This is a genomic window from Micromonospora sonneratiae (assembly GCF_042679305.1).
In the GTDB taxonomy this organism is placed as follows: Bacteria; Actinomycetota; Actinomycetes; order Mycobacteriales; family Micromonosporaceae; genus Micromonospora_H; species Micromonospora_H sonneratiae.
In genome coordinates this window covers 19,063-44,829 of sequence record NZ_JBHTMP010000021.1, presented here as the reverse complement: position 1 = coordinate 44,829, position 25,767 = coordinate 19,063, and the positions used below count along the sequence as shown (strand labels likewise).

The following is a 25,767-nucleotide window of genomic DNA, read 5'->3' as shown; positions in this document are numbered from 1 at the left end:
AGGAGGTTTGCATGCGCATACGCGCCTCGAGCACCCGACCAAGGGCACTGCGCCGGACCACCGTCCTCGCGGCGTCCCTCGCGATCGGACTGCTGGTCACCGTGACCGGACCGGTCTCCGCCAACCCCCAGCCTGCCCCGGCAGGCACCGAAGTCAACGCCGCCACGCAGTATCGGGTGGTCGGCCCACGTACGCTGGCCGACCGCAACGCGGTCGCCCGTACCGGCGCGGCCATCGACTACAGCGAGCACGGCAAGCTCTACGTCTCCGCCACCGGCGCCGAGGCGAAGGCGATCACGGCGCTCGGGTTCGAGGTGGAGGCCGTGCCGACCACACCGACCGGGGACGTCGGCATCAACGGATTCCCACCGGCCGACTCCAACTACCACGACTACGCCGAGCTGACCGCCGTGATCAACCAGGTGGTCACCGACCACCCGTCGATCGCCCGCAAGAGCAGCATCGGCACCTCGTACGAGGGGCGGGACCTGCCGGTCATCAAGATCTCCGACAACGTCGCCGCCGACGAGGACGAGCCGGAGATCCTGTTCAACTCCCAACAGCATGCCCGTGAGCACCTGACCGTCGAAATGGCGATCTACCTGCTCAACCTCTTCACCGACAGCTACGGTTCGGACTCGCGGATCACCAACATCGTCAACACCCGCGAGATCTGGATCGTGCCGACCGTCAACCCGGACGGCAGCGAGTACGACATCGCCACCGGCTCCTACCGGTCCTGGCGCAAGAACCGTCAGCCCAACAGCGGATCGTCGTACGTCGGCACCGACCTGAACCGCAACTGGTCCTACCAGTGGGGCTGCTGCGGTGGCTCGTCCGGCTCCACCTCGTCGGAGACCTACCGTGGCCCGTCGGCCTTCTCCGCCCCGGAAACCGCGGCGCTGCGTAACTTCGTCAACAGTCGCGTCGTCGGTGGCACCCAGCAGATCAAGGCGAACATCGACTTCCACACCTACTCGGAACTGATCCTCTGGCCGTTCGGCTACACCACGGCGAACACCGCGCCCGGCCTGAACACCGACCAGGAGGCGACGTTCCGCACCCTCGGCCAGCAGATGGCGGCCACCAACAACTACACCCCGGAACAGTCCAGCGACCTCTACATCACCGACGGTGACAGCATCGACTGGATGTGGGGCCAGCACCAGATCTTCGCGTACACCTTCGAGATGTACCCCGGTCAGTTCGGTGGCGGCGGCTTCTACCCGCCGGACGAGGTCATCCCCGCACAGACCTCCCGCAACCGCGAGGCCGTCCTGCTGCTCAGCGAGTACGCCGACTGCCCGTACCGGGTGATCGGAAAGCAGGCGGAGTACTGCGGGGACGGCGGAAGCGGCACCACCGTCTGGTCCGACAACTTCGAGGCGTCGACCGGCTGGACCATCAACCCGTCCGGTACGGACACCGCCACCTCCGGGGCCTGGGAACGCGGTACGGCCCAGGCGACCACCTCCAGTGGCGCCAAGCAACTCGCCCCGTACGGCGGCAGCAACGACCTGGTCACCGGCCGGCTGGCCGGCGTCAGCGCCGGTGACTACGACATCGACGGCGGTGTGACCAGCGCCCGTTCACCGGCGGTGACCCTGCCGGCCAGCGGCACGCTGACGCTCTCCCTGGCGTACTACCTCGCGCACGGCTCGAACTCGTCGTCCGCGGACTACCTGCGGATCAGCGTCGTGCACAGCGGTGGCACCACCGCCCTGCTCACCCAGAACGGGGCGGCCAGCAACCGTAACGGCAGTTGGACGCTGGCCAACCTCAACCTGTCGGCGTACGCCGGGCAGACGATCAGCATTCTCGTCGAGGCGGCGGACGCCAGCGGCGCCAGCCTGGTCGAGGCAGCCGTGGACAACGTGACGATCACCAGTTCGTGATCTGAGGTAGGGAAGGGCCCCTTCCTGACGCTTCTCCGGGTCAGGGCAGGGGCCCTTCCTGACGCTTCTCCGGGTCAGGGCAGGGGCCCTTCCTGACCCAAGAACTCTCGGCGACGGCGCTGACCGCCCCTGACCAGGGCGGTCAGCAGCCGCCGGTGTCGGTGCCAGCGGACGGTGCGCTACCGTGCTACCGACCATCCCGCAGCGAAGCCGGTGCGAAACCGGTGCTGTCCCGCAACTGTGATGCCCCGTACCGCCGGCCCGGCCGGAGGTCCTCGACCTGCCCCGGCAGGCCGACGCGGGGACGAGCCAGGTCGCCTGCGGCGCGGTCGCGAACAGCGCTCTCGAGGAAGGGCGCCTCGCAGGCGGGGCGCCACCTATCGCAGGTCCCTGTCGGCGAAGCACCAGCCCTCGACCGACAGGAGGACCGATGAGCAGACGCAGACGTACGTCAGCGATCTTCGCCGCCGCGCTCGCGGCGGTTCTGACCCTCGGCGCGTGCGCCGACAATTCCTCGCCCGAGCCGACCGCCGGACCGAGCGGTACGGCCGGCTTCCCGGTGACGGTGGGCAACCTCACCCTCGACAAGCGGCCCGAGAAGATCGTGTCGCTGTCGCCGGCCGCCACCGAGATGCTCTTCGCGATCGGCGCGGGTAAGCAGGTCGTGGCGGTGGACGACCAGTCCAACTACCCGCCCGACGCCCCGAAGACGGACCTGTCGGGCTTCACCCCGAACGCCGAGGCGATCGCCGCGAAGAACCCCGACCTGGTGGTGCTCTCCAACGACCTCAACAAGATCGTTGACCAGTTGGCCACGCTGAAGATCCCGGTCTTCCTGACCCCGGCAGCGAAGGTGCTCGACGACACGTACGCCCAGCTCGCCGACCTGGGCAAGCTCACCGGACACGTCGACGAAGCCACCGACCTCACCGGGCGGATGAAGGACGACATCGCCAAGCTGGTCAAGGACGTGCCGCAGCGGGTGAAGAAGCTGACCTACTACTACGAGTTGGGGCCGGAGCTGTACTCGGCGACCAGCAGGACCTTCGTCGGGTCGCTCTTTGCCCAGCTCGGCATGGAGAACATCGCCGACCCGTCGGATGCCGACGGGAGCAAGGGCGGCTATCCGCAGCTGTCCCAGGAAGTCATCGTCAAGGCCAACCCGGACTTCGTCTTCCTCGCCGACACGAAGTGCTGCCAGCAGAGCCCGGACACGGTCAAGGCCCGTAGTGGCTGGGCCGGTATCACCGCGGTCAGGAACAACCAGGTGGTTCCGCTCGACGACGACATCGCGTCCCGCTGGGGGCCCCGGGTCGTCGACCTGATGCGGGCGGTCGCCGACGCGGTGGCCAAGGTGCCGGCGTGACGTTGCGCCGGGTTCGTGGTTTGGCAGGGCCCCTTCCCAGACAGGAAGCGACAACAAGGGGCCCTTCCCTACCCCCGGGTCGGCCGGCGGGACCAGTCATGAAGTCCCGCCCGGCCGGTCTGCGGCCCGGATGGCTGGCCGGCGGCGTCGTCGCCGTGTTCGTCGCACTGGTCGTCGGTGTGGCGCTCGGGCCGGTCAGCCTGCCCCCGGGCAGCGTCGCCATCGAGCTGCTCAACCTCCTGCCCGGCGTACGGCTCGACAGCGGGCTCAACGAACGTGAGATCGCCATCATCACCGAGCTGCGGCTGCCCCGGGTCGTGCTCGGGCTGCTCGTCGGCGGCCTGCTGGCCCTGGCCGGTGGCTGTTACCAGGGGGTGTTCCGTAACCCGCTGGCCGATCCGCACCTGCTCGGGGTGGCGGCCGGTGCCGGGTTGGCGGTCACCGCAGTGATCGCGCTGGGCGCGGGCGGTGGCGAACTCAGCGGGCTGCCGGTCACCATTCCGCTGGCCGCGTTCGTCGGCGCGATCGGGGCGGTGCTGATGACGTACCTGCTCGGGGCGGCCGGCGGCCGGGACCGGTCACCGGCGACACTGATCCTGGCCGGGGTGGCGGTCTCCGCGTTCCTGGCCGCCGGGCAGACGTACCTGTTGCAGCGCAACGCGGACAGCATCCAGCAGGTCTACTCGTGGCTGCTCGGTCGGTTGGCCACCGCCGGCTGGCACGACGTCAAGCTGCTGCTGCCGTACGCGGTGGTCACCGCGACCGTGGTGCTGCTGCACCGCCGGGAACTCGACGTGCTCTCCGTCGGTGACGAGGAGGCGACCGGTCTCGGCCTGCACCCGCAGCGGTCCCGCTATCTGCTGATCGCCGCCGCGTCCCTGGGCACCGCCGCCGCCGTGTCGGTCTCCGGCCTGATCGGCTTCGTCGGGATCATCGTTCCGCACGCCGTCCGTCTGCTGGCCGGGTCCAGCTACCGGGCCATCCTGCCGCTGTCGGCCCTGTTCGGTGGGGCGTTCCTGGCCCTCACCGACGTGGTCGCCCGTACCGCCGCAGCCCCGGCCGAGATTCCGATCGGCGTGGTCACCGCGTTCTTCGGCGCGCCGTTCTTCGTGCTGGTGCTGCGTACCACCCGGCGGGTACTGACATGAGCAGTGGTGCTGACAAAAGGAGCGGTGCCGACAAAAGGAGCGGCACGGTCGCACCGGCGGTCGTGGCAGCCGACGTGCGGGTGTCGCTGGGCGGTGCACGCATCCTGGACGGCGTCGACCTGACCGTCGCCGCCGGCGAATGGGTCACCATCATCGGACCCAACGGCGCCGGCAAGTCGACCCTGCTGCGCGCCGTCGGCGGCCTGCTGCCCGCATCCGGGTCGATCTCCCTCTTCGGTACGCCGAGCGCGAAGCTGGGCCGTCGCGAGCGGGCCCGGGTGGTCGCCACGGTGGCCCAGTCACCGGTCATCCCGAACGGGATGGCGGTCTTCGACTACGTGCTGCTCGGTCGCACCCCGTACATGCCGCCGCTGGGCCGGGAGTCGGCCGCCGACCTGGCCGCCACCCGGGAGGTGCTGGACCGGCTGGACCTGACCAGGTTCGCCGACCGTGCACTGTCCACGCTGTCCGGTGGCGAGCGGCAACGGGTGTTCCTGGCCCGGGCACTGGCCCAGGGGGCCACCCTGCTGCTGCTGGACGAGCCGACGAACGCGCTGGACATCGGCCACCAGCAGGAGGTGCTGGAACTGGTCGACCAGTTGCGCCACGACCACGGGCTGACCGTGCTGGCCACCATGCACGAGTTGTCGATCGCCGGCGAGTACGCCGACCGGATGGTGCTGCTGGCCGGTGGCCGGGTGGTGGCGGCCGGGCCACCGCGTGCGGTGCTCACCGAGGAACTGCTGGCCACCCACTACCGGGCCCGGGTACGGGTGGTCGACGGTGCCCACGGTCCCCTGGTGGTGCCGGTCCGAGGGCCGGTCGGGCAGCAGAGTCGAGAATGTCCTTCGCGTTGATCGACGTAGACTGCCCCGATGCGACGCGACAGGTGGGCTTCCCTCGGCTATCTGCTGATCGTGTTGGTTGGCCTGGGCTACCTGATGTGGTTGCTCGGTTCGTCCACCACACCGTCGGCGTACCGCTCGTCAGACCCGCGCGACGGCGTACGGGTGGTCTGCGCATCGGTGCTACACGTGCCGCAGGACGCCACCGAGGATGGGCTCAAGTCCGGTGACCGGGCGGAGGAAGCGAACGCGGGCAAGCGTGTCGTGCAGCCGGTAAGGGAGAACGAGCGGGCACTGTGCGAGGCGACCCGGAGTCGGTCGCTCGGCATTGCCGTGATCGTGACCATCCCCGTCACCATCTTCGCGGTTCTGGCGATCTTCTCGTGGCGGGGCAGGCAGGTCGGCTGACCACCTGCCCCGATGACCTCCGGCTTCCGGACCGGCGTGGCCGGCCGGGTCAGCTGAACCGCCGGCCCTCGTCCCGTCGGTAGGCCCACACGGCCAGCGCGCCCATCGCCACGATCCAGCAGAGCAGCGAGACCAGCGAGACCGGGTTGGGCTCGAAGTTGCCGACCGCAGCCCACATCAGCTCCACCGCACCACGGGTCGGCAGGTACGGCGCGATCATCTCGATGAAGCCGGGTGCGTTGCCGGGCGCGGAGAGAAGACCACCGCCGAAGGCCAGTGGAAAGAAGATCAGCTGCGCCACGGCCAGGGCCGCCTTGCTGGGCAACGCGTAGCCGATGGCCAGCCCCATCAGGGTGAACGGGAGCGCAGCGATCACCACGACCCCGAGCCCGGCCAGGAAGCCGCCGACCGTGATCGTCGCCTCGGTGGCCACCGCCGCGATGATCACAACTGGGATGATTGGGAGGGCCAGCATCACCAGGCCGGCGAGGATGCGACCGGCGAAGCGGGGGAACGCCCCGGCCGGCAGGGTCCGGGTGTACGGATCCCAGGGCTGGGCCCGGTCCTCGGACACTCCGATGCCGTACTGGAACAGGTTGCTGATCATTACCGCGAAGGTCACCATCGACGCGGTCGCGAACGTGGCACCGACCGGATCGTCCCCGGCGAACGGCACCACGAAGAACAGCATCGAGGCGGCGGGGAAGAACGTGCTGCCGATCACCGCGACGGGGATCCGGATGGTCTCCAGGAGTTGGTACTTGGCGTGGACGAGGGCGAGTTGCACGGCAGGTCTCCCGGTCAGGCGGCGATCGGCTGGTCGCCGCGCGCGGTGATGGTCAGGAAGGCTTCCTCCAACGAGGTGGGCCGGATCTCCAGGTTGCTGAACGCGACACCGGACCGGACCAGGTCCCGGACCAGTTGGTCGGCGTCGGTGGCCAGCAGGTGGGTACGCCCGTCGGCCTGCTCGACACCGACCACCCCGGCGAGTTCCGGCAGGTCGTCGCGGGTGTCGAGGCTTACCCGGCGGACGCCCACGACGCCCCGGACCGCGTCCACGGTGTCGTCGGCCAGCACCCGGCCCTGACCGAGCACCACCACCCGGTGGGCGAGCGCCTCGATCTCCTCCAGGTAGTGGCTGGTGAGCAGCACCGTCCCGCCCTCGTCGTGGAAGCTGCGGATGCCGTCCCACAGCGCGTGCCGGGCCTCGACGTCCAGACCGGTGGTCGGCTCGTCGAGGAAGACCAGTTGGGGGCGGCCGACGAAGGCGAGCGCGACGGCCAACCGACGCTTCTGGCCGCCGGACATGCCGCCGGTCTGTCGCCGGGTGAGGTCGTCGAGGCCGAACCGGCCGAGTAGCTCGGCCCGGGGCACCGGGTCGGCGTAGTGGGCGGAGACGAAGTCGACCACCTCGCCGACCCGTAGCGTCGGGGGCAGCCCGGTCTCCTGTGGAGTGACCCCGATCCGCCGGCGGCGGACCGGGTCGCGTGGGTCGCCGCCGAACAACTCGACGCGGCCGGACGTGGGGCGGCGCATGCCGACGAGGAGGCTGAGCAGGGTGCTCTTGCCAGCACCGTTGGGGCCGAGGAGACCTACCATCTCACCGGCCCGGACTTCGAGGTCGACGTGGTCGAGGGCGATGACATCGCCGTATCTGCGGGTGGCCTGCTCGGCGCGGGCGAGGATCATTTCCGCTCCTTCGGTTCTGCGGGGCCGGGCGGTTCGGTGGGATCGAGCAGGGCGCGTACCGCTGCGGTGTATTCCTCGAAGGCCAGCCGACCGCGCCGGCTGAGGGCGACGAGGGTCGCCGGGGTACGTCCGTGGTGGGTCTTGGTGACGTCGACGTATCCGGCGTCCTCGAGTTTCCGGAGATGTACGGAGAGGTTGCCAGGGGTCATCTGCAGGATGTCCTGGAGTCGGGGGAAGGCGATCTGGTCACCCGGTGGCAGCGTGGCCAGGGTGGCGACGACCCGGAGCCGGGCCTGGGCGTGGATGACCGGGTCGAGTTCCGGCGGCGGTGTGGTCATGAGCGCCGCAGCCGGGCCACGGTGCCGGTGACCAGCAGGCCGCCGCCTCCCCCGATCGCGATGACCAACGAGTGCCACCCCGCTCCGGCCAGCGTCCCGGCGATGTTGAGTACGAGGATCCAGGCACCGAGCAGGAACATGTCGCGGTCGAGCCAGATCGCACCACCAGCCAGGTGCAGGACGCCGGTGAGGCCGACCGCCGTCGCCGACCAGAGCAGTCCCTGTAGGTCCTCGGGTAGCAGCCCGGCGACCTTGAGGTTGACGGCCATGAGGCTGGCGTAGCCGAGGAACCAGGCCGATCCGTACCACCCGCCGCGCCGGGAGGACTCTCCGGAGACCTGCCCGTACGCCCGGGCCCCGGCGACACTGGAGATCGTCCCGGCGAGGGCCAGCAGTACGAACAGGACGGTCAGCGGAAGCCACCTGGGCAGGTCGACGAAGACCCGACCGTCCGGGCCGAAGCGCAGGAAGAGCAGCCCGAAGCCGACCAGCCAGGCCACCCCCCAGGGCCAGTGGAACAGGCGTGGGTCCGGGTTGAGTTGGCGGGCCGCCCGGGCCTGCTGCTCCTCGATCAGGCGGAGCGCGGACGCGGCGTCGGCGGGCGGGGCGTCGGCATTGCTTAGATCCACGTAAAGTACTTTACATTTCAAAGTCAATGCCGCGACAAAGGGGGACCGATGGCACCCGGTCCCCCTTCGTCACCCCGCAGCCGGGGGCCTCACCGCGCCCGGCGTACCACCGGGTCCGTCAGCCGTCGCTCGGCCGGGTGGAGGTCGGTCCGAGGATCGACTGCGGACTTCCGGGTGTCGGGGTGATGGACAACGCACGACCGTCGATGGTGGAGGTCGCTGCCGTCCCGGTCGGACCGCACAGCGCCGCGGCCAGGAAACCCACCGTCGCGTCGCCGATCGGGTCGGGCTGGCCCGGTGCCTGGTAGTGCGTCAGGTTCGTCGCAAGGGTGACCTGTCGGCGGCCGTCCGGCGTGTGCAGTGAGACCGCGCCGTGGCCGAACACCGTTCCGTCATGGCCCCATACCCGGCCGCACGGCAGTGTCAGCTCGAACACGCCGAGGCCGTAGCCACCGGTGCCGGGCGCGGTCGGGTCGAACGGCACGGTGGTACGCATCTGCGTCAGTTCGCTCGGCCGGAGCAGCTTGCCCTCCAGCAACGCGCGGTAGAACCGGTTCAGATCGGCTGCGGTCGAGACCAGTTCGCCGGCCGTACCCGCCCAGGACATGTTGTAGCCGCTGAAGTCGCGGAGTTCGCCGTCGTACCACGGGACGTAGCCCTTGGCGTGCGGCCCGGCGATGCTGGTGTTGGTGCCCGGGAAGTACGTCTGGAACAGGCCCAGCGGCCGAATGATCCGCCGGTAGATCTCCAGTTGGGCGGGGCGACGGGTGACCCGTTCCAGGATCAGGCCGGCCAGGATGTAGTTGGTGTTCGAGTACGAGAAGTTCGCGCCGGGGGCGTTGGTCGGTGGCATCGCCAGGCCGATCCGGGCCAGTTCGCGCGGGTCGAACGTGGCGGTCCGGTGCCGCTCCACGTCCTCCGGGCTGCTGAACAGCATCCGGTCGTAGCTGCCGACACCGCTGGTGTGGTTGAGCAGCATCCGTACGGTCACCCCGTCGACCGCGAAGTCGGGCAGGTACCTGCCGACCGGCTCGTCGAGTGCCACCCGGCCCTCACCGACGAGTTGGAGCAGGGCGGTCGCCACGAACGTCTTGGTGATGCTGCCGATCCGGTGCTGATAGCCGGGTTCCACCGGCTGGCCGCTGTCGAGATCGGCGGTCCCGCTGGCGCCCCGCCAGGTGTCCAGACCGTCGCGTACCTCCGCGAACACCCCGATCATGCCGGCGTCGGTGACCCTGGTGAGGGCGGCTCGTAGCTCGCTGCCGGGCAACCCGCCGTGCTGCCGATGGGCCGGGACCGGGCCGCTGGTGGCGGCGGCCGGCGTCGCTGTGGTGACGAGCATGGCCAGTGCCAGCACGGCGGCACCAGCGGCTCGCGTTATCTTCCTTGGTAATCCCCGCACATTGCCTCCTCTGTGGACAGTATTCGGGACTGCCCAGGCTCATTTGACCACGAAGCTCGCAAACTTCTCCAATAGGGCGCGGCGCATTAATCGATTGACGGCAATGGCATGTGGCGAAATATGACGTGTCGTACCTTGGCAACTTCGCTCGGTAATTGCACACTGGTCGAAAGGGCGCTCCTTGATGGGAGGGGACCTTGTGCGTCGGCAACTTCGGCTGGGTCGGATGCGTCGCGTGACGCGTATGCTCCTCACCCGGCTGCGGCGTCTGGTCGGGCGGCTGCGGCAATGGGTCTCGAACCATCAACGACAGACCACCCTGATCGGCGCGGCCAGCCTCCTCGTGGCGCTGACCGCCCTGCTCAACGACGTGCGGTCGACGAACCAACCGACGCCCGAAAAGGTCCCCAGCGGAGTCGTGACCAGCGGCCCGGCCGAGGCCCCGAAGGCTGATCCCAGCACTGCCGGTGCGGGACCGACGATGTCGAGATCGCCCGTGCCGAAGACCTGGGCCGCGAAGATCGTAAATACCTACTCCGAGGAACAGCGACGATTCCGTGGTGTGGTCGCCGCCCGGAGTCCGTACGTTCCCGGCCGCGCCGACCGGGGTTATCCGGAAGGAGCCGTGATCTACGTCATTTGCCAGGTGCATGACGGGCGGTTGGTGACGGACGAGGTTTCCGGCCAGAAACTCTCCTCCACGACCTGGAACAAAACCACCGACGACGTCTGGGTTCCGGACATCTATTCGGATCTGCCCGAGGATGCCGCCGATGATCTGCCCCCGAGGTGCTGACCACGGTTACGCCGACAGGCGGACGTAACCTCCGGACGGCAGCCGCCGGACGTCCACACCCGGGCGAGTCGCCTCACTTTCGCCCGGGCTGGGCAGGTCCGCAGCGGCCGTTTTGCGTGGTCAACCCCGCGTGACCACGGACAACCGACCCGGAAGAGGGGCCGTCGGACCCGGGCCGACCGCTCGAAGATCTTCTAGGGTGGGTGCGTGGCGCGCAGTGTGTACCTGACCAGCGTGGGATCCGGCGGTGGGAAGTCGACCATCGCCCTCGGGCTCGCGGAATTGCTGTCCCGACAGGTCGAGCGGATCGGCGTGTTCCGGCCGCTGGTCGGTGGAACCGGCCCCGACCCGATACTCACCCTGCTCAGCGAACGCTACCGGATCGACCTGCCACTGGCCGACCTGAGCGGCACCAGCTACGCCGAGGCGACCGCGCTGGTCGCCGACGGGCGGCGCGAGGAACTCATCGGCGGCATCGTCGAGCGGTACCGGGAGGTCGAGCGGCGCTGCCCCGCAATGGTCGTGGTGGGTAGCGACTTCGCCGACGGCGGCGACGGTGCCGGCCCCCGCGAGCTGGCCTTCAACGCCCGACTGGCCACCGAGTTCGGCAGCGTGGTGGTGCCCGTCATCGACGGCTTCGGGCAGGAGCCGGCCGCGATCGCGGCGGCGGCGCGCGGGGCGTACCACGATCTGGCGGACCTCGGGGCGACGGTGCTGGCGGTGATCGCCAACCGGGTGCCCGGCCCGATGACGCTGCCCGAGCTGCCCGTGCCCACGTACGCCATCCCGGAGGTGCCGACCGTGTCGGCGCCGACGGTGGCCGAGGTGGCGGTGGCCCTCGGCGGCACCCTGCTTGCCGGCGACGACGACGCCCTCAGCCGCGACGTGCTCGACTTCGTGGTCGGGGCGGCCCAGTTGCCGACGCTGCTGGACCACCTGACCGAGGGCGCGCTGGTGATCATGCCGGGTGACCGGGACGACCTCCTGGTCGGCACGAGCGCGGCGCACGTGGCGGGGCAGGTCTCGCTGGCCGGGATGGTGCTCACCCTCGGCGAGCATCCGGACCCACGGGCGATGCGGCTGGTCGAGGCGCTGAAGCCCGGGCTCGCCGTGATCTCGGTACCCAGCGACAGCTACGACACGATCGCCGCCTCCAGCCGCATCGAGGGACGGCTCAGCGCGGCCAACTCGCGCAAGGTGGAGGCCGCGCTCGGCGCGTTCGAACGCTGCGTCGACACCGACGACCTGGCCCGCCGGCTGCGGGTAAGCCGCTCCGAGCGGGTCACCCCGATGATGTTCGAGTACGACCTGATCGACCGCGCCCGGACCCGACGCCGGCACCTCGTGCTGCCCGAGGGGGCGGAGGAACGGATCCTGCGGGCGACGGAGATCCTGCTGCGCCGGGGTGTCGCCGACATCACCCTGCTCGGCCGCCCCGACGAAATCGCCCGGCGCACCCGCGAACTGGGCATCGACATCGGCGGCGCGCAGATCGTCGACCCGGTCGTCAGCGAGTGGCGCGACGAGTTCGCCGCCACGTACGCCGAGCTGCGTGCGCACCGGGGCGTCACCGCCGAACTGGCCTACGACATCGTCGCGCAGCCCAACTACTTCGGCACGCTGATGGTGCAGACGGGACACGCCGACGGGATGGTCTCCGGTGCCACCCACACCACCGCCGCGACGATCCGCCCCGCCTTCGAGATCATCAAGACCGTGCCGGGCGTCTCGGTCTCCTCCAGCATCTTCTTCATGCTGCTGGCCGACCGGGTGCTGGTCTACGGCGACTGCGCCGTCAACCCCGACCCGGATGTTGCCCAGCTCGCCGACATCGCCATCTCGTCGGCGGACACCGCCGCCCGGTTCGGCATCGAACCGCGGGTCGCCATGCTCTCCTACTCCACCGGAAGGTCGGGCATGGGCGCCGACGTGGAGAAGGTCGCGGCCGCCACCAAACTGGTCCGCCAGCTCCGGCCCGACCTGCTCGTCGAGGGACCCATCCAGTACGACGCGGCCATCGACCCGGCGGTGGCGGCGACGAAGCTGCCCGGCAGCGAGGTCGCCGGTCGGGCCACGGTCTTCATCTTCCCGGACCTGAACACCGGCAACAACACGTACAAGGCGGTGCAGCGCTCCGCCGGGGCGGTGGCCGTCGGCCCGGTCATGCAGGGCCTACGCCGGCCGGTGAACGACCTGTCCCGGGGTGCCACCGTGGCGGACATCGTCAACACCGTGGCAATCACCGCCATCCAGGCTGCTGTCGAGGAGTCGTCATGATCGCGCCGTCCATCGGTGCCACCGCCCAGCAGGATGCACCCACCGACCGGGTCCTCGTCCTCAACTGCGGGTCGTCGTCGGTCAAATTCCGGCTGTACGACGGCGACCGGGTGACCGACAAGGGCATCGTGGAGCGGATCGGGGAGCCCGGTGGCGGGCCGGCCGACCACGAGACGGCCGTCCGGGGCATCCTCGACGGGCTCGACCTGACCGGGCTGACCGCCGTCGGGCACCGGGTGGTGCACGGCGGGAAGCGGTTCGGCGAGCCGGTGCTGATCGACGACGCGGTGCTGACCGCCATCCGCGACCTGATCCCGCTCGCGCCGCTGCACAACCCCGCCAACCTGATCGGCATCGAGGTCACCCGGGCAGCGTTGCCGGACGTGCCGCAGGTCGCCATCTTCGACACCGCGTTCCACACCACGCTGCCCGAGGCCGCCGCCACCTACGCGATCGAGCGGGACACCGCCGAGCGGTACGGCATCCGCCGGTACGGATTCCACGGCACCTCGCACGCGTACGTGTCGCGGCGTACCGCCGAACTACTCGGCCGCCCGTACGCGGAGGTCAACACCATCACCCTGCACCTCGGCAACGGGGCGAGCGCCTGCGCGGTGGCCGGCGGCCGGAGCGTGGCCACCTCGATGGGGATGTCCCCGCTGGAGGGCCTGGTGATGGGCACCCGCAGCGGTGACCTGGACCCGACCGTGATCTTCCACCTGCGCCGCGAGGGCGGGTTCTCGGTCGACGATATCGACGACCTGCTCAACCACCGCAGCGGGCTGCTCGGCCTGACCGGTGCCAACGACATGCGCGAGGTGCTCGCCCGCCGGGCCGACGGCGACGCGGCGGCGACCCTCGCCTTCGACGTCTACTGCCGGCGGATCACCGGCTACGTCGGGGCGTACTACGCCCTGCTCGGCCGGGTGGACGCGATCACCTTCACCGCCGGTGTCGGCGAGCACGCCGCGCCGGTACGCGCCGCCGCCCTGGCCGGGCTGGACCGCCTCGGCATCGCCGTCGACCCACAGCGCAACGCCGGCACCGGCGACCGGGTCATCTCGCCGCCGGACTCGGAGGTGACCGTCTGCGTGATCGGCACCGACGAGGAGCGTGAGATTGCCCTCCAGACCCGCGCCGTGGCGGGGTCGATGGCGTAGCGCTCACCGCGCACATCAGCGCGACCGGCCAGTTCAGCAGGATTCAGACAGAAAAGCATCGACAGCGCTGGCGAACTGCGCCGCAGCATCCTGGTGCACAACGTGACCGGCTGGCAGCTCGACAAGACGGGCCTTGCCAGCGCGACGGGCGATCATCTCGCGAGCGTGGTCGGCTGCCAGTTCATTGCTGCGCGTTCCACGGATCAAAAGGGTGGGGCAGTTTACCGATACCCAGTCCATCCAGTGGTCACCGTTGATTGCTTTCTGGGACGCCACCGTGTCATCAATATCGAACGAGAAGCCCCAGCCGTCCCCCGACCGGCGGAATGAACATTCCAGATAGGGAGCGGCTGCGCCTAGGTCCGAGACCAGCGCCTGGCGAGACGGCGTGTGACGGGGAAGCCTGGTGGTGAAGGACCAGTCGACGTCCAAGACCGCGCCGGCGTCCTCGACGATCAGCGCGGCAACCTGGTCCGCGTGCCGGCCGGCGTACTGGTAGGCGTTAACTCCGCCAAGTGAGTGGCCCAGCACCGCCACCGGGCCGACTCCCAGATGCCGGTGGAAGGCGGCGACATCAGCAACATAGTCGTCCCGCTCGTAGCTCTCGGCGCGGTCGGACTCTCCGTGCCCGCGCTGGTCGAGCGCGATCATCCGCCACCGAGGCGCCAGCGCCTCAGCCAGTGGCGCGAATGCCGACGCTTCGTTGTAGTGCCCGTGCAGAGCCAGGAGCGGAGTACCCGAGCCGCCGAAGTCCAGATACGAAAGCCTTCGACCACCAACCATGAAATACTCACGCATGGCCTGGGAGGTTAGCCCTCCACAGTTGACCAGGACAGCGTGCAGGCAATGCTTGGCGACGCGCGGTGGCACGGTTCACAGCAGAGTCCGGGTGGAGGTGCCGGGACGAGGTCCGGCCGCGGCTCGTCCGGCACGAGCGATGCCGAATCCGCCACGGTGGTCTGCCGTAACAGGTGCAGGAGCGTTCGGACGTGCCGACGAGCGGATGCTTCGGGGTTCGTCCGAGCCATCGAGCACGAGTCCATCGGGCGGTGCCTGGCGGCCACAACAGGGTTGTCGATCACTCGGGACCTTGTCGTACTAGTCTTCGCCGCATGGCCTTGCGACCGGACGAGTTCTATGACCACGCAGTAGCCATCGCGGACAGCGAGCGTCGGCTCCCGTTGGCGCGCATGACGGGATGGGATATCAGTCCGTTCGAGCCGGACGGTCTGCGCGTAGCGCCGTTGCGCCCGCCGGTGCTACCGGAGCCTGCGCGGCACGGCGAGGATCCGTCGGACTGCAACGCCTGCCGCGATCGGGACGAAGGAATCTGGTTCAACGATCACTGGCGGCTGGTGCGGATTTCGGGCGTGGGCGTCCCGCTGGTACTCATGTTGCATCCGCGCGATCACTACGACATGGCGGATCTACCTGACGAACTGGCTGCCGAGCTGGGGCTGTTGAGCACTCGCATCGTCCGCCACATGCAGGCACTGCCGCACATCTCGCGGGCCCACGTCTACCGCATTGGAGATGGTGGTGCCCATCTGCACATTTGGTTCTTCGCTCGGCCGGAGGGGCAGGCCCAACTGTTCGGGTCGTGGCTGGTCGTCTGGGACGATCTGCTGCCGGAGTACCCGGCGGACATCGCAGAAGCTGACGCCGAGATCGTGGTAGACGCGCTGATCGCCTGTCACGGCGGCCACCGCTCGCCCCCAACGAACCGACCGTCTGAACGGCTTGGTTCGCACTGAACTGTGTGGAGGTGAACGTGCAGCCGACCGGCGTGGGTGTCGGGTGTTCGTACCCGATGGAAGCCGGACCGGGCAGGTGATCGTCGCCGGCGACCTTGCTGCGGCGCTGGACGCGCTCGGGCTCGACGGTTCATGATCAGCACCCCCGTATCGTGGTGGCCATGACAGACGACCTGGTCGGAGCCGCCGCTGCGGAGCCCGTCAAGATCCTGCTGGCCGAGGACCAGGGAATGATGCGGGGCGCGCTCGCCCTGCTGCTCGACCTCGAAGATGACATGACGGTCGTGGCCCAGGTTTCCGAGGGCGATCAGATCGTGCCGGTCGCGTTGGAGGTCCGGCCCGACGTCGCGGTCCTGGACATCGAGCTGCCCCACCGCAGCGGCCTGGACGCCGCCGCCGACCTGCGTACCCAACTGCCCACCTGCAAGGTACTCATCGTCACGACGTTCAGCCGTCCCGGCTATCTGCGTCGGGCGATGGAGGTCGGGGCGAGGGGCTTCCTGTCCAAGGACGGCCCGGTCGATCAGCTGGCCGCGTCGATCCGTCGGGTGCTCAGCGGCGAGTCGGTAATCGATCCCACGCTGGCGGCTGCCGCGTTGAGCGCCGGGCCGAGCCCGTTGACCGCCCGGGAACGGGAGGTACTGGCGGCCGGGCTGGGCGGCGCGACGGTGGCGGACATCGCGGCGAAACTGTGGCTCTCCGAGAGCACCGTACGTAACTACCTGTCTTCGGCCATTGGCAAAACCGGAGCAAGAAACCGTACGGAGGCCGCCCGGATCGCCGACGAACGAGGCTGGCTCTGAGTTCTTCGTTTGGCTCTGATTTTTCGTTTGGTTCTGAGTCCTTCGTTCGGGCGCTGGCGGCAATGACATTTGTCCTGCCGGAGTCCGGATATTTTCGTCTACAAGGCACCTGAGCTGCGCTCATATCGTTCTTGGCATGACGAAGACACACGACGCGGCACCGGTGGTGGCCTTTGCCGGCGCGGTCCGGACGTTCGGCGACGTACGGGCGGTCGCCGGGCTCGACCTCACCATCGGGCGGGGCGAGCGGGTCGCCCTGCTCGGCCGCAACGGCGCGGGCAAGTCGACCTCGATCAGCCTGCTGCTGGGTCTGGACGAGCCGACCGCCGGTCAGGTACGACTCTTCAGGGAGACCCCGCAGCGGGCGGTACGCGCCGGGCGGGTCGGTGCGATGCTCCAGGACAGCAAGCCCGTACCCCGGGTCACGGTGCGCGAACTGGTGACCTTCGTGGCCAGCAGCTACCCGAAGCCGATGCCGGTCGACGAGGCCCTGGCCCTGGCCGGGCTCACCGACCTCGCCGGCCGCCGCGTGGACCGACTCTCCGGCGGTCAGGCGCAGCGGGTCAACTTCGCCGTCGCCCTCGTCGGTGACCCGGACCTGCTGGTCCTCGACGAGCCGACCGCCGCACTCGACGTGGCGGCCCGGCGCTCGTTCTGGGAGTCGATGCACGCCTTCACCCAGCGGGGCAAGACCGTGCTCTTCTCCACGCACTACCTGGAGGAGGCGGACCAGAACGCCGACCGGGTCGTGGTAATCGACCGGGGCCGGGTCGTCGCCGACGGCAGCAACACCGAGATCAAGCAGGCCGTCGGGGCGAGTCTCGTCTCCTTCGACCTTCAGGGTCGCCCGGCGCCCGCCGGCCTGGAGTCGCTGCCCGGGGTGCTCTCCGTGGCTGTTCGCGACGGTCGGGTGCTCCTGCGGACCGCCGACTCCGACGCGACCGTACACGCCCTTGCCCTGCTCGGACCGGTACGGGGCCTCGAAGTGACCTCCGCCGGACTGGAGGACGCGTTCCTGACCCTCACCGCCACCCCGCCTTCCTGACGTTCGTCTCTTTCCTCATTTTTCCTTCGTACCAACCCTGAAGGCAGGTTTCTGATGCTCGGCCAGATCGCCCCGGTCTACCAGTACGTCAAGCTGGAACTCCGTCGTACCTTCCGGGACACCGGGTTCGTCATTTTCGGCATCGGCACCCCCGTGCTGATGTACCTGATGTTCACCAACGTCGGTGGCAAGGCCGACGGCTCCTCCGGCTGGGCGGTCACCGCGATGGTGGGCTTGGCCGCGTACGGTGCGCTGAGCGCCGGACTGACCGCCGGCACGGCGGTGGCCGAGGACAAGGCCGTCGGCTGGCTACGTCAACTGCGGATCACCCCGCTGACCCCGGCCCAGGCGGTCGTCGGACGGGCCGTGACCGGTTCGCTGATGGTGCTGCCGGCGATCGTGGTGGTGCTGCTCACCGGGGCGATCGTCAACGGCGTACGGCTCGGGCTCGGTCAGTGGGTGATGCTGACGCTGCTGCTGTGGATCGGCTCGCTGCCGTTCACCATGCTCGGCCTGGCCAACGGCTATGCCCTCTCCGCCCAGACCACCAACGTGACCAACATCGTGACCAACCTGTTCCTGGCGTTCCTCGGTGGTCTGTGGTTCCCGGTGTCGGAGTTCCCCGACTGGCTGGCCGCCGTTGCCCGGTGGACCCCGGGGCACCGCTTCGGGGAACTGGGCTGGGACACCGTGCAGGGTGCCGCCGTGGGGCTCGACACCGTACTTGTCCTGGTCGGCTGGCTGGTGGTGTTCGGCGCGTACGCCGGCTACGCGTACCGTCGGGCCGGCCGTCGCGCCTGACCGGGCGAGTCGAGTCGAGGCAGAAGAAACAGGATCGAGTCGAGCAGGATGGGCATGAAGAAGCGCTGGTGGCCGAATCCGAACGCCAACGTCGACGTCGACAAACTGCCAGAGCTGACCAGCGGGACCGCCTTCCTGCCGTGGCTGATGTTGACCGCCGGCTCCGTCGCCGACCTGGTCCGCGGCGAAGTGTCCCGGCCCTGGCTGGGCGGTGCCGGCCTACTGGCCTTCGTCACCCTCTACGTCGTGGTGGCGTACCGGGCGTTCGATCCCCGCCGCGCCAACCGGACCACGCTGATCCTGCTTGCCGCGCAGGCCGCCGTCACCTACCCGCTCGCCCTGACGTACGGCGGCAGCTGGATCCAGTTGTTCATGCCGTTGGCGTTGGCCTGCGGTGCCGTACTCCGAGGTCAGCACCTCATCATGGCGCTGATCGTCCTGGGTGGCTCGGCGGGGGTGATCTCCGGGGAGCGGGACCACGACCCGTTGGCCGCCATGATCAACGGGTACGGCACCTTCATATCCGGCCTGGTGACGGCCGCCATCATCGGTCTCGCCGCGACCACGGCGGAGCTGCGCCGGACCCGGGAGGAACTGGCCCGGTCCGCAGTGGATCAGGAACGGCTGCGCTTCGCCCGCGACCTGCACGACCTGCTCGGACACAGCATGTCGGTCATCGTGGTGAAGGCCGAAGCGGTACGCCGGCTGATGGACCGTAACCCGGCGCAGGCGCTCGCCCAGGCGTCCGACATCGAGACCGTCGGCCGACAGGCGCTGACCGAGATCCGGGAAGCCGTCTCGGGGTATCGCGAAAGCAACCTGGCCGCCGAGCTGGAACGTGGCAGGTCGGCGCTGACCACGGCAGGTGTCACGCAGGACGTTCAGCTCACCGGTCCACCGCTTCCCCCGGACGTCGAGACAGTGCTCGGTTGGGTGGTACGCGAGGCCACTACGAACATCATCCGGCACAGCGACGCCACCCAGGTCGAGATCGTCCTGAGACACGACCCAGAGCGGATCCGACTGGAGATCACGGACAACGGCACCAACTCGCCCCCGCACCGGCCGTACGACCAGCCTGCCGCGACCTCCGGCAACGGGCTGAAAGGCTTGGCGGAACGACTCGCCGAGGCGGGCGGAACGCTGGTGGCCCAGGCCGGGCCGCGCGGCGGTTTCCAGGTGGTGGCCGAGCTGTCCAACGGTGCCTGATCGTGTACGCGGATGGCTGAGTTGGGCCCGATCAACCAGGCAGTCTCCGGCGTGTGCTCCATGGCGATCATCGATCGGCCCGTTTACCGTGTGACCTACCGCACTTCGGTGACGTCGTTCGATGAACGTGTACGGGTGATGCGACAGGTGCTGCATAGGCGCACTGCTGGGAGGTGCTGTGCCGCAGGGAGAGACGCCGTCGACAGCGACTCAGCGCCGTACCGATCCAGCCTCCGATCCCGCCGAGGCCGTCCCCCGGCCACCACGACGTACGCGAATGGTGAGCCATCTGGCAACGCTCGGACCATTCGCTCTGATCTTTCCCGTCTACAGCGTGCTACTTGACCATTTGCCGACCGGGTGGTTCGGTGCCGACTGGGTGCGTTATCTTTTTGCCGGCCTGGCCGCGCTCTGTTGCGGCCTTGCGCTTCGCGTGTTGCTGCAGAAATTGACTTCCCGAGAGCCGGCACCGATTGCCACCCCGCCCATTCCGAGGCCCCGGACTCCGGTCCGGACAGTGTCGACGACGCAAAGCGCCCATGCGGTCTTCGAGGGTGCCCGCCAGCGACTACTGGCCGATTTTCGGACCACGCAGCGTGGGCAGGAACAACTCGCCGGGCCAACGAGACGCAGCCGACCCACCGGGGAATGCCGATCGATGACATTCTCTTCTCGGCGGAGTGGGAGTTCGGAGCCGAGACGCGAGTGGTCAGCACCTTCTCCGATCATCACCTGTGTGTGGCGGAACTGCTGATGACGTGAAACCACGCCCGGCCCTCGATGAGGTGACCCATGTCCAGCCTTGCACCAGACCTGTCCGGTGTTCCGGCGGTCCGTTCATGCCTTGCCGAAGTGCTGCCCCACCCGGGCGGGGGATCGGTCGCAGCCCTTGCGGCGTTGCGCAATCTGGCGAAACCGGCAGCGCTCTGGAGCCTGCTTGACGCAATTCAGCACGACGACGAGGTGGCGGGTCAGGTCGCGGCGGCCTCGTCGCGGCATGTACTCGGGTTCGACAAGTTCGTGCTGTTCGCCGTACGCGGCGGCGAGCTGCGACTGCACGTTTGGTGGCCCGGTGAACTTCGGCGACGGGAGCACATCCATGATCACCGTTTCCGGTTCGCGTCGGTTGTACTCGCCGGGACCCTACGCAACCACATGTTCCAGTTCGCGGAAAGCGGCCGGCCGATGGTGCACCACCACGAGATGAGCACGCTGGCCGATGGCACCTGGCGGTTCGAACATGCCGGCCAGGCCAGGATCCGAGAGTGTCTCGTCGTCGAGCTGGCGCCGGGTGGGTCGTACACCATGGGGGTTGATCTGCTGCATCGCGTGGAGACCGGCCCGGCGCTGACGGCTACCCTGGTGCTCCAGGAGGCCTCGCTCCGGACCCGATCATCGGTACTTCTCGAGCCCGGAGCGCCGGCACCCCTGCCGGCGATGCGGACACCATTCACGCTCGATCAGTTCAGACACAAACTGGCCACGCTCCGACGGTCGCTTCCGAGCGGGTGAGCCGGCGCGACGAACGCCGACTATTTTCAAGAACGCCGATATCAGGTACGTTCCGGGGCCATGCGGCTACGTGTGCTCTCGGCTCTCGCCCTCTCCGTCGCGGTACTGGCCACCACCTCGGGGTTCACCTGGCGACCTGAGCCGAGTTGGCAACTCTCCGAGACCGGCTCGACGGCCCGGCTGCGTGGGCTCGCCCCGATCAACGACCGGGTGGCGTGGGCCAGCGGCAGTGGCGGCACCGTGCTGCGTACCGTCGATGGTGGAGCGACCTGGCAGCAGGTCGGCCCCGACGTGGAGCCGACCCTACAGTTCCGCGACATCGAGGCGTTCGACGCCGACCATGCCGTGATCCTGTCCATCGGCGCGGGCGGCGAATCTCGGATCTACCGAACCTCCGACGGTGGGCAGAGCTGGACCGAGACGTTCCGTAACGACGACGAACGAGCCTTCTACGACTGCATGGCCTTCTTCGACCGCCGGCACGGCCTGGCCCTCTCCGACCCGGTCGACGGCAGGTTCCGCATCCTCTCCACCTCGGACGGTGGGCAATCCTGGGCGGTGCTGCCGTCGGCCGGGATGCCGTCGGCGCTGGAGGGCGAGTTCGCCTTCGCGGCCAGCGGCACCTGCCTGATCACCGCCGACCGTGGCCCCGACGTGGCCTGGTTCGCCACCGGTGGCGGGACCGAGGCGCGGGTGTTCCGTACCGACGACCGGGGGCGTACCTGGCGGGTGACGGACACCCCGATGCCGAGCGGCCCGTCGGCCGGCATCTACACGTTGGCGTTCCGCGACCCCCGGCACGGCATCGCGCTGGGCGGCGACTACGCGACGCCGACCAGTGCCCCGGACGGCGCGGCGGTGAGCCGGGACGGTGGCCGCAGTTGGACGTTGGCCGGTCGGCAGCCGGGCGAGTACCGGTCCGGGGCAGCCTGGGTCGCCCGGGCCGGCGGGCAGACTGCGTTGACCGTCGGCCCGACCGGCAGCGACATCAGCTATGACGGTGGGCGTAACTGGCGGCGGTTCGACACCGGCAGCTTCGACTCGGTGGAATGCGTGGCCGACGGTGCCTGCTGGGCCTCCGGCGAGCAGGGCCGGATCGCGGTGCTGCGCCGGCGCTGAGGTGTCGGGAAGGACCCCTGTCAAGGCCGGAAGCGATGAGAAGGGGCCCTTCCCTGCACCTCAGAGTGGGGTGGGGAGAGGTTCGGCGTGTACGACGGCCAGTCGGGAGACGGCCCGGGTGAGCACCACGTAGAGACGGTGCAGGCCACGCGGCTCGGCGACCACGATCTGCGCCGGTTCGACGACGATGACGTGGTCGTACTCCAGGCCCTTGACCAGGGTGGCCGGCACGACGGTGACCCGTGCGGTGGACTCGACGTCCTCGGCGCTGGCGACCTCGACTCCGGCATCGACCAACACCGACCGCAGCCGCTCGACTGCGGCGTCGGCAGCGATCACCGCGACCGAACCGTCGTACGCCAGCGCCGCCCGTACCTCGGCCACCGTCGCATCGTCCACCCCGGAAGCCTCGGCCACGGTACGGATGTCGAGCGCCCCGTCGCGGCGCAGCGACTCGGCCGGCGGTACGTCCACCGCCAGCGCCGGCAGCAGCCGGTTGGCGAACGCCACGACTGCGGCCGGTACCCGGAAACCGACGGTCAACGGGACCACGGCGGCGTCCGGCTTGCCGAGGTGGGCCAGGGACACCCGCCAGTCGGTGGCGGCCCACGGGGCGGTGCCCTGGGCCAGGTCGCCGAGCAGGGTGATCGAGCCGTGCTCGCTGCGCCGGGCCACCGCCCGGCACTGCATCGGTGACAGGTCCTGCGCCTCGTCCACCACGACGTGCCCGAAGCTGGCCGTACGCTCGATCAGCCCGGCCGCCTCGTCGATGAGGACCGCGTCGGCGCTGGTCCACTTCGCGGCCTTCGCCGTACGGGGCGGCTTTGCCCAGACCAGCAGCGCCTGCTCCTCGGCGGTGAGCAGGTCACCTGCGGCAGCGGCCAGCGCCGAGGCGTCGGAGAAGAGCGTGAACAGTAGCCCGTCCGGGGTGACCGCCGGCCAGACCGCGTCCAGGAAGTCGGTGACCGGCTTCGCCTTGCCCATCCTGCGCAGCCACGCGTCGCTGGGCGAGTCACCCCGTCGGGCTTCGGACTGCCGTTGCAGCAGGCCCACCACCCGGGCCCGGACCCGTTCCCGGCCGGTGCCGTAGGGCAGTCCCTCCCGGCGGGCCTCGTCGACCAGCCGACGCAGCACGTCCGCCCCGATCCGCCAACGGTAGGAACCGTCGGAGACGACGATCGGTTCCTCGGGCTTGCGGACGTACCCGTGCAGGGCCCGGCGGAGCACCTCGGCCATCCGGGCGTCGTGCTTGACCACGGCGGCGGCCGGGTCGTCGGTGGCACGGACCGGGAGCCGCGCGACCAGGTCCTCCACGGTCGCCTGGGCGACCTCCACCTCGCCGAGCGCGGGCAACACCGCCGAGATGTACGACAGGAACGCCCGGTTCGGTCCGACGACGAGTACGCCGGAGCGGCGCAGCCGGTCCCGGTGCAGATAGAGCAGGTACGCGGCCCGGTGCAGGCCGACGGCGGTCTTCCCGGTGCCCGGGGCACCCTGCACACAGATCGAGTCGGCCAGGTCGGCGCGGACGAGTTCGTCCTGCTCGGGCTGGATGGTGGCGACGATGTCGCGCATCGGCCCGACGCGCGGGCGTTCGATTTCGGCGGTGAGGATGCGGGAGGCGGTGCCCAACTCCTCGCCCCGATCCAGGTGCTCGTCCTCGAAGCTGGTCAGTACGCCCGCGCCGAAGCCGAACCGGCGGCGGGTCGCCACGCCCTGCGGGTCGCGCACACTGGCCCGGTAGAACGACCGGGAGACCGGGGCCCGCCAGTCCAGCACCAGCGGCTCGCCCACCTCGTCGGTGATGTGCCGCCGCCCGATGTGGTAAGTCCGCCCCGCATGATCCCGGTGATCAGGGAGTACGTCCGTGTCGCTGCGGCGTGTCGAGCCGTCAGGCCCCTGATCACGCGGATCCTGCCCTTGCGTGGTGCCGCCATCGTCTGCGGTGCCGAAGTCGAGCTTGCCGAAGAAGAGTGGGGTGCTCGGGTCGTCGGCCAACTCGGCGACCCGTCGGGACAGGGTACGACCGAGCATCTCCGCTGCGTACGGATCGCCGGCGACCTGGTCCCCACTGCTGAACAGCGCCTCGGCGCGTTCCCGCATACGGTGCAGGGCGGCTCTGGAGAGGTCCAGGTGGGCCCGTTCAGCGGCGAGTTGCCGGTCGAGGTCGTCCTCCATGGGGGCGGCGGCGCTGTCGACGGCGGCAGGACGATCGATCGACCCGGTGGCTGGGCCGGCGGGCACGGGAGACTGATGGGCGGCGGACAGGGTCATGCGACAGACCTTCCGGTGCGTTTGTTTGTGATCGCTTGACCTGGGCCGCCCGGCTGCTCCGTCGACCCGGTGCCGGCTGTGCCCAATACGGGAAGATGCGCGCCTCGCGCGAGCGTACGATCCTACGCCTCGCCGCTGCTGCGGGCGACCTGATTACCGGCCGGCCCGACTGCCGGTGACCTGATCATCGGCCGGCCCGACTGCCGGCGACCTGACTGCCGACGGCGAGCGCGCGGTGGATGCGGAGTACGCCACTGTCCGACCGGCTGCCTGAGCGGTGTCCGGATGGACCGGATACGGTCGGGTCATGAGCGACTCCCGGCGACCCAGGGTAGGGCACATCCAGTTTCTGAACTGTCTGCCGATCTACTGGGGCCTGATGCGCTCCGGCGCCCTGATCGACGTCGACCTCCACAAGGACACACCGGAACGGCTCAGCGCCGATCTGGTCGCCGGGAATCTGGACATCGGGCCGATCTCGCATGTCGAATATCTGCGGCATGCCGATGAACTGCTGCTCCTGCCCGATCTGGCGGTGGGCAGCGACGGGCCGGTGCTGTCGGTCAACGTCGTCTCCACCCGACCGCTGCCGGACCTCACCGGTGCCAAGGTGGCGCTCGGCTCCACCTCCCGTACCGGGGTGCTGCTGGCCCAGATGCTGTTGGCCGAGCGGTACGGCGCGGACCCGGAGTACTTCACCTGCCCGCCCGACCTGACGCAGATGCTGCTGGAGGCGGACGCCGGGGTGCTGATCGGCGATGTCGCGCTGCGGGCGCTCTACGAGGCACCCGGCCGTGGGCTGACCGTGACCGACCTCGGGCAGGCCTGGCGCGAGTGGACCGGCCTACCGATGGTCTTCGCCGTCTGGGCGGTACGGCGAGACTTCGCCGCCAACCACCCGGGTCTGGTCAAGGAGGTGCACGAAGCCTTCCTGCGTTCCCGTGACCTGTGCCTGGCCGAGTTGGACGAGGTGGCCGAGGCCGCCGCCCGGTGGGAGCCGTTCGACGCGGCGACGCTGGCGTCGTACTTCCGGGTGTTGGACTTCTCGCTCGGTGAGCGGCAGGTGGCCGGTCTGCGGGAGTTCGCTCGTCGGGCCGCCCTGCGGGGTGCCGTCCCGGCACTGCCCGAGGGCGGGCCCACGTTCTTCTCCGTCTGAGCCGCAGATCCGCCCGAGCCGCAGATCCGCCCGAGCCGCAGATCCGCCCGAGCCGCAGATCCGCCCGAGCCGTATCCGTCTGAGTAGCTGAGAGGTCCTGAGCCGCAGATCCGCCCGAGCCGTATCCGTCTGAGCAGCAGA

23 protein-coding genes are annotated in these 25,767 nt (G+C 69.5%); 16 read left to right on the top strand and 7 right to left on the bottom strand.

The window, feature by feature from the left end; genetic code table 11:
- Positions 1-11 precede the first annotated feature (11 nt).
- The 5 genes from ACFQ4H_RS15555 (at position 12) to ACFQ4H_RS15535 (ending at position 5,662) form a co-directional block, all read left to right on the top strand.
- The gene (locus tag ACFQ4H_RS15555) at positions 12-1,895 is read left to right on the top strand and encodes a M14 family zinc carboxypeptidase (protein ID WP_377571615.1); all 1,884 of its coding nucleotides are present in this window, start codon (positions 12-14) and stop codon (positions 1,893-1,895) included.
- Positions 1,896-2,325: 430 nt separating this feature from the next.
- Positions 2,326-3,261, top strand: coding sequence for an ABC transporter substrate-binding protein (locus tag ACFQ4H_RS15550; RefSeq protein ID WP_377571614.1), 936 nt, complete (start codon positions 2,326-2,328; stop codon positions 3,259-3,261).
- A gap of 98 nt (positions 3,262-3,359) precedes the next feature.
- Positions 3,360-4,409, top strand: a complete 1,050-nt coding sequence (locus ACFQ4H_RS15545; RefSeq protein ID WP_377571612.1) for a FecCD family ABC transporter permease — start codon at positions 3,360-3,362, stop codon at positions 4,407-4,409.
- Complete coding sequence (locus ACFQ4H_RS15540; RefSeq protein ID WP_377571610.1) at positions 4,406-5,266, top strand: ABC transporter ATP-binding protein; 861 nt, start codon at positions 4,406-4,408, stop codon at positions 5,264-5,266. Before ACFQ4H_RS15545 ends, ACFQ4H_RS15540 begins: the two co-directional genes overlap by 4 nt.
- 18 nt (positions 5,267-5,284) lie before the next feature.
- Entirely contained in the window at positions 5,285-5,662 is a 378-nt protein-coding gene (locus ACFQ4H_RS15535; protein WP_377571608.1) for a hypothetical protein, read from the top strand.
- A gap of 49 nt (positions 5,663-5,711) precedes the next feature.
- On the opposite strand, the gene ACFQ4H_RS15530 is transcribed toward ACFQ4H_RS15535, so the two are convergent.
- The 5 genes from ACFQ4H_RS15530 to ACFQ4H_RS15510 all read right to left on the bottom strand — a co-directional run bounded on the left by ACFQ4H_RS15530 (position 5,712) and on the right by ACFQ4H_RS15510 (position 9,720).
- Positions 5,712-6,449, bottom strand: coding sequence for an ABC transporter permease (locus ACFQ4H_RS15530; protein WP_377571606.1), 738 nt, complete (start codon positions 6,447-6,449; stop codon positions 5,712-5,714).
- 14 nt (positions 6,450-6,463) lie between these two features.
- Complete coding sequence (locus ACFQ4H_RS15525; protein ID WP_377571604.1) at positions 6,464-7,351, bottom strand: ABC transporter ATP-binding protein; 888 nt, start codon at positions 7,349-7,351, stop codon at positions 6,464-6,466.
- Positions 7,348-7,689, bottom strand: coding sequence for a transcriptional regulator (locus tag ACFQ4H_RS15520; protein WP_377571602.1), 342 nt, complete (start codon positions 7,687-7,689; stop codon positions 7,348-7,350). The genes ACFQ4H_RS15525 and ACFQ4H_RS15520 overlap by 4 nt, the downstream gene beginning before the upstream one ends.
- Positions 7,686-8,318 carry a transporter gene (locus tag ACFQ4H_RS15515; protein WP_377571600.1) on the bottom strand — a complete coding sequence of 211 codons (633 nt, stop codon included), beginning with the start codon at positions 8,316-8,318 and terminating at the stop codon, positions 7,686-7,688. The genes ACFQ4H_RS15520 and ACFQ4H_RS15515 overlap by 4 nt, the downstream gene beginning before the upstream one ends.
- A gap of 118 nt (positions 8,319-8,436) precedes the next feature.
- Positions 8,437-9,720, bottom strand: a complete 1,284-nt coding sequence (locus tag ACFQ4H_RS15510; protein WP_377571598.1) for a serine hydrolase domain-containing protein — start codon at positions 9,718-9,720, stop codon at positions 8,437-8,439.
- A gap of 235 nt (positions 9,721-9,955) precedes the next feature.
- Here ACFQ4H_RS15510 and ACFQ4H_RS15505 point away from each other — a divergent pair, with 235 nt between their 5' ends.
- The 3 genes from ACFQ4H_RS15505 to ACFQ4H_RS15495 all read left to right on the top strand — a co-directional run bounded on the left by ACFQ4H_RS15505 (position 9,956) and on the right by ACFQ4H_RS15495 (position 13,953).
- Positions 9,956-10,516 (top strand): hypothetical protein, encoded by a 561-nt coding sequence (locus ACFQ4H_RS15505; protein WP_377571596.1) that lies wholly within the window; start codon positions 9,956-9,958, stop codon positions 10,514-10,516.
- A gap of 207 nt (positions 10,517-10,723) precedes the next feature.
- On the top strand, positions 10,724-12,793 hold the full coding sequence (gene pta / locus ACFQ4H_RS15500) for a phosphate acetyltransferase (protein WP_377571594.1): 2,070 nt from the start codon (positions 10,724-10,726) through the stop codon (positions 12,791-12,793).
- A complete protein-coding gene (locus tag ACFQ4H_RS15495) occupies positions 12,790-13,953 on the top strand; it encodes an acetate/propionate family kinase (protein WP_377571592.1) in 1,164 nt (387 codons plus the stop codon). The genes pta and ACFQ4H_RS15495 overlap by 4 nt, the downstream gene beginning before the upstream one ends.
- Before the next feature lie 33 nt (positions 13,954-13,986).
- On the opposite strand, the gene ACFQ4H_RS15490 is transcribed toward ACFQ4H_RS15495, so the two are convergent.
- Entirely contained in the window at positions 13,987-14,751 is a 765-nt protein-coding gene (locus ACFQ4H_RS15490; RefSeq protein ID WP_377571590.1) for an alpha/beta fold hydrolase, read from the bottom strand.
- 314 nt (positions 14,752-15,065) lie between these two features.
- Between ACFQ4H_RS15490 and ACFQ4H_RS15485 the strand changes: the two genes are divergently transcribed.
- The 7 genes from ACFQ4H_RS15485 to ACFQ4H_RS15455 all read left to right on the top strand — a co-directional run bounded on the left by ACFQ4H_RS15485 (position 15,066) and on the right by ACFQ4H_RS15455 (position 22,196).
- Complete coding sequence (locus ACFQ4H_RS15485; RefSeq protein ID WP_377571588.1) at positions 15,066-15,707, top strand: hypothetical protein; 642 nt, start codon at positions 15,066-15,068, stop codon at positions 15,705-15,707.
- Between the two features lie 161 nt (positions 15,708-15,868).
- On the top strand, positions 15,869-16,510 hold the full coding sequence (locus tag ACFQ4H_RS15480) for a response regulator transcription factor (protein ID WP_377571586.1): 642 nt from the start codon (positions 15,869-15,871) through the stop codon (positions 16,508-16,510).
- Positions 16,511-16,646: 136 nt separating this feature from the next.
- Positions 16,647-17,555 carry an ABC transporter ATP-binding protein gene (locus ACFQ4H_RS15475; protein WP_377571585.1) on the top strand — a complete coding sequence of 303 codons (909 nt, stop codon included), beginning with the start codon at positions 16,647-16,649 and terminating at the stop codon, positions 17,553-17,555.
- Positions 17,556-17,609: 54 nt separating this feature from the next.
- Positions 17,610-18,356, top strand: a complete 747-nt coding sequence (locus tag ACFQ4H_RS15470; protein WP_377571584.1) for an ABC transporter permease — start codon at positions 17,610-17,612, stop codon at positions 18,354-18,356.
- A 54-nt stretch (positions 18,357-18,410) separates the two neighbouring features.
- Complete coding sequence (locus tag ACFQ4H_RS15465; RefSeq protein ID WP_377571582.1) at positions 18,411-19,565, top strand: sensor histidine kinase; 1,155 nt, start codon at positions 18,411-18,413, stop codon at positions 19,563-19,565.
- 792 nt (positions 19,566-20,357) lie between these two features.
- Positions 20,358-21,077 carry a hypothetical protein gene (locus tag ACFQ4H_RS15460; RefSeq protein WP_377571580.1) on the top strand — a complete coding sequence of 240 codons (720 nt, stop codon included), beginning with the start codon at positions 20,358-20,360 and terminating at the stop codon, positions 21,075-21,077.
- A gap of 60 nt (positions 21,078-21,137) precedes the next feature.
- Positions 21,138-22,196 carry a WD40/YVTN/BNR-like repeat-containing protein gene (locus tag ACFQ4H_RS15455; protein WP_377571578.1) on the top strand — a complete coding sequence of 353 codons (1,059 nt, stop codon included), beginning with the start codon at positions 21,138-21,140 and terminating at the stop codon, positions 22,194-22,196.
- A 60-nt stretch (positions 22,197-22,256) separates the two neighbouring features.
- Here ACFQ4H_RS15455 and ACFQ4H_RS15450 read toward each other — a convergent pair whose 3' ends face one another.
- Positions 22,257-24,374, bottom strand: coding sequence for a HelD family protein (locus ACFQ4H_RS15450; RefSeq protein WP_377571704.1), 2,118 nt, complete (start codon positions 24,372-24,374; stop codon positions 22,257-22,259).
- A gap of 403 nt (positions 24,375-24,777) precedes the next feature.
- Between ACFQ4H_RS15450 and ACFQ4H_RS15445 the strand changes: the two genes are divergently transcribed.
- Complete coding sequence (locus ACFQ4H_RS15445) at positions 24,778-25,626, top strand: menaquinone biosynthetic enzyme MqnA/MqnD family protein (RefSeq protein WP_377571576.1); 849 nt, start codon at positions 24,778-24,780, stop codon at positions 25,624-25,626.
- Positions 25,627-25,767 lie beyond the last annotated feature (141 nt).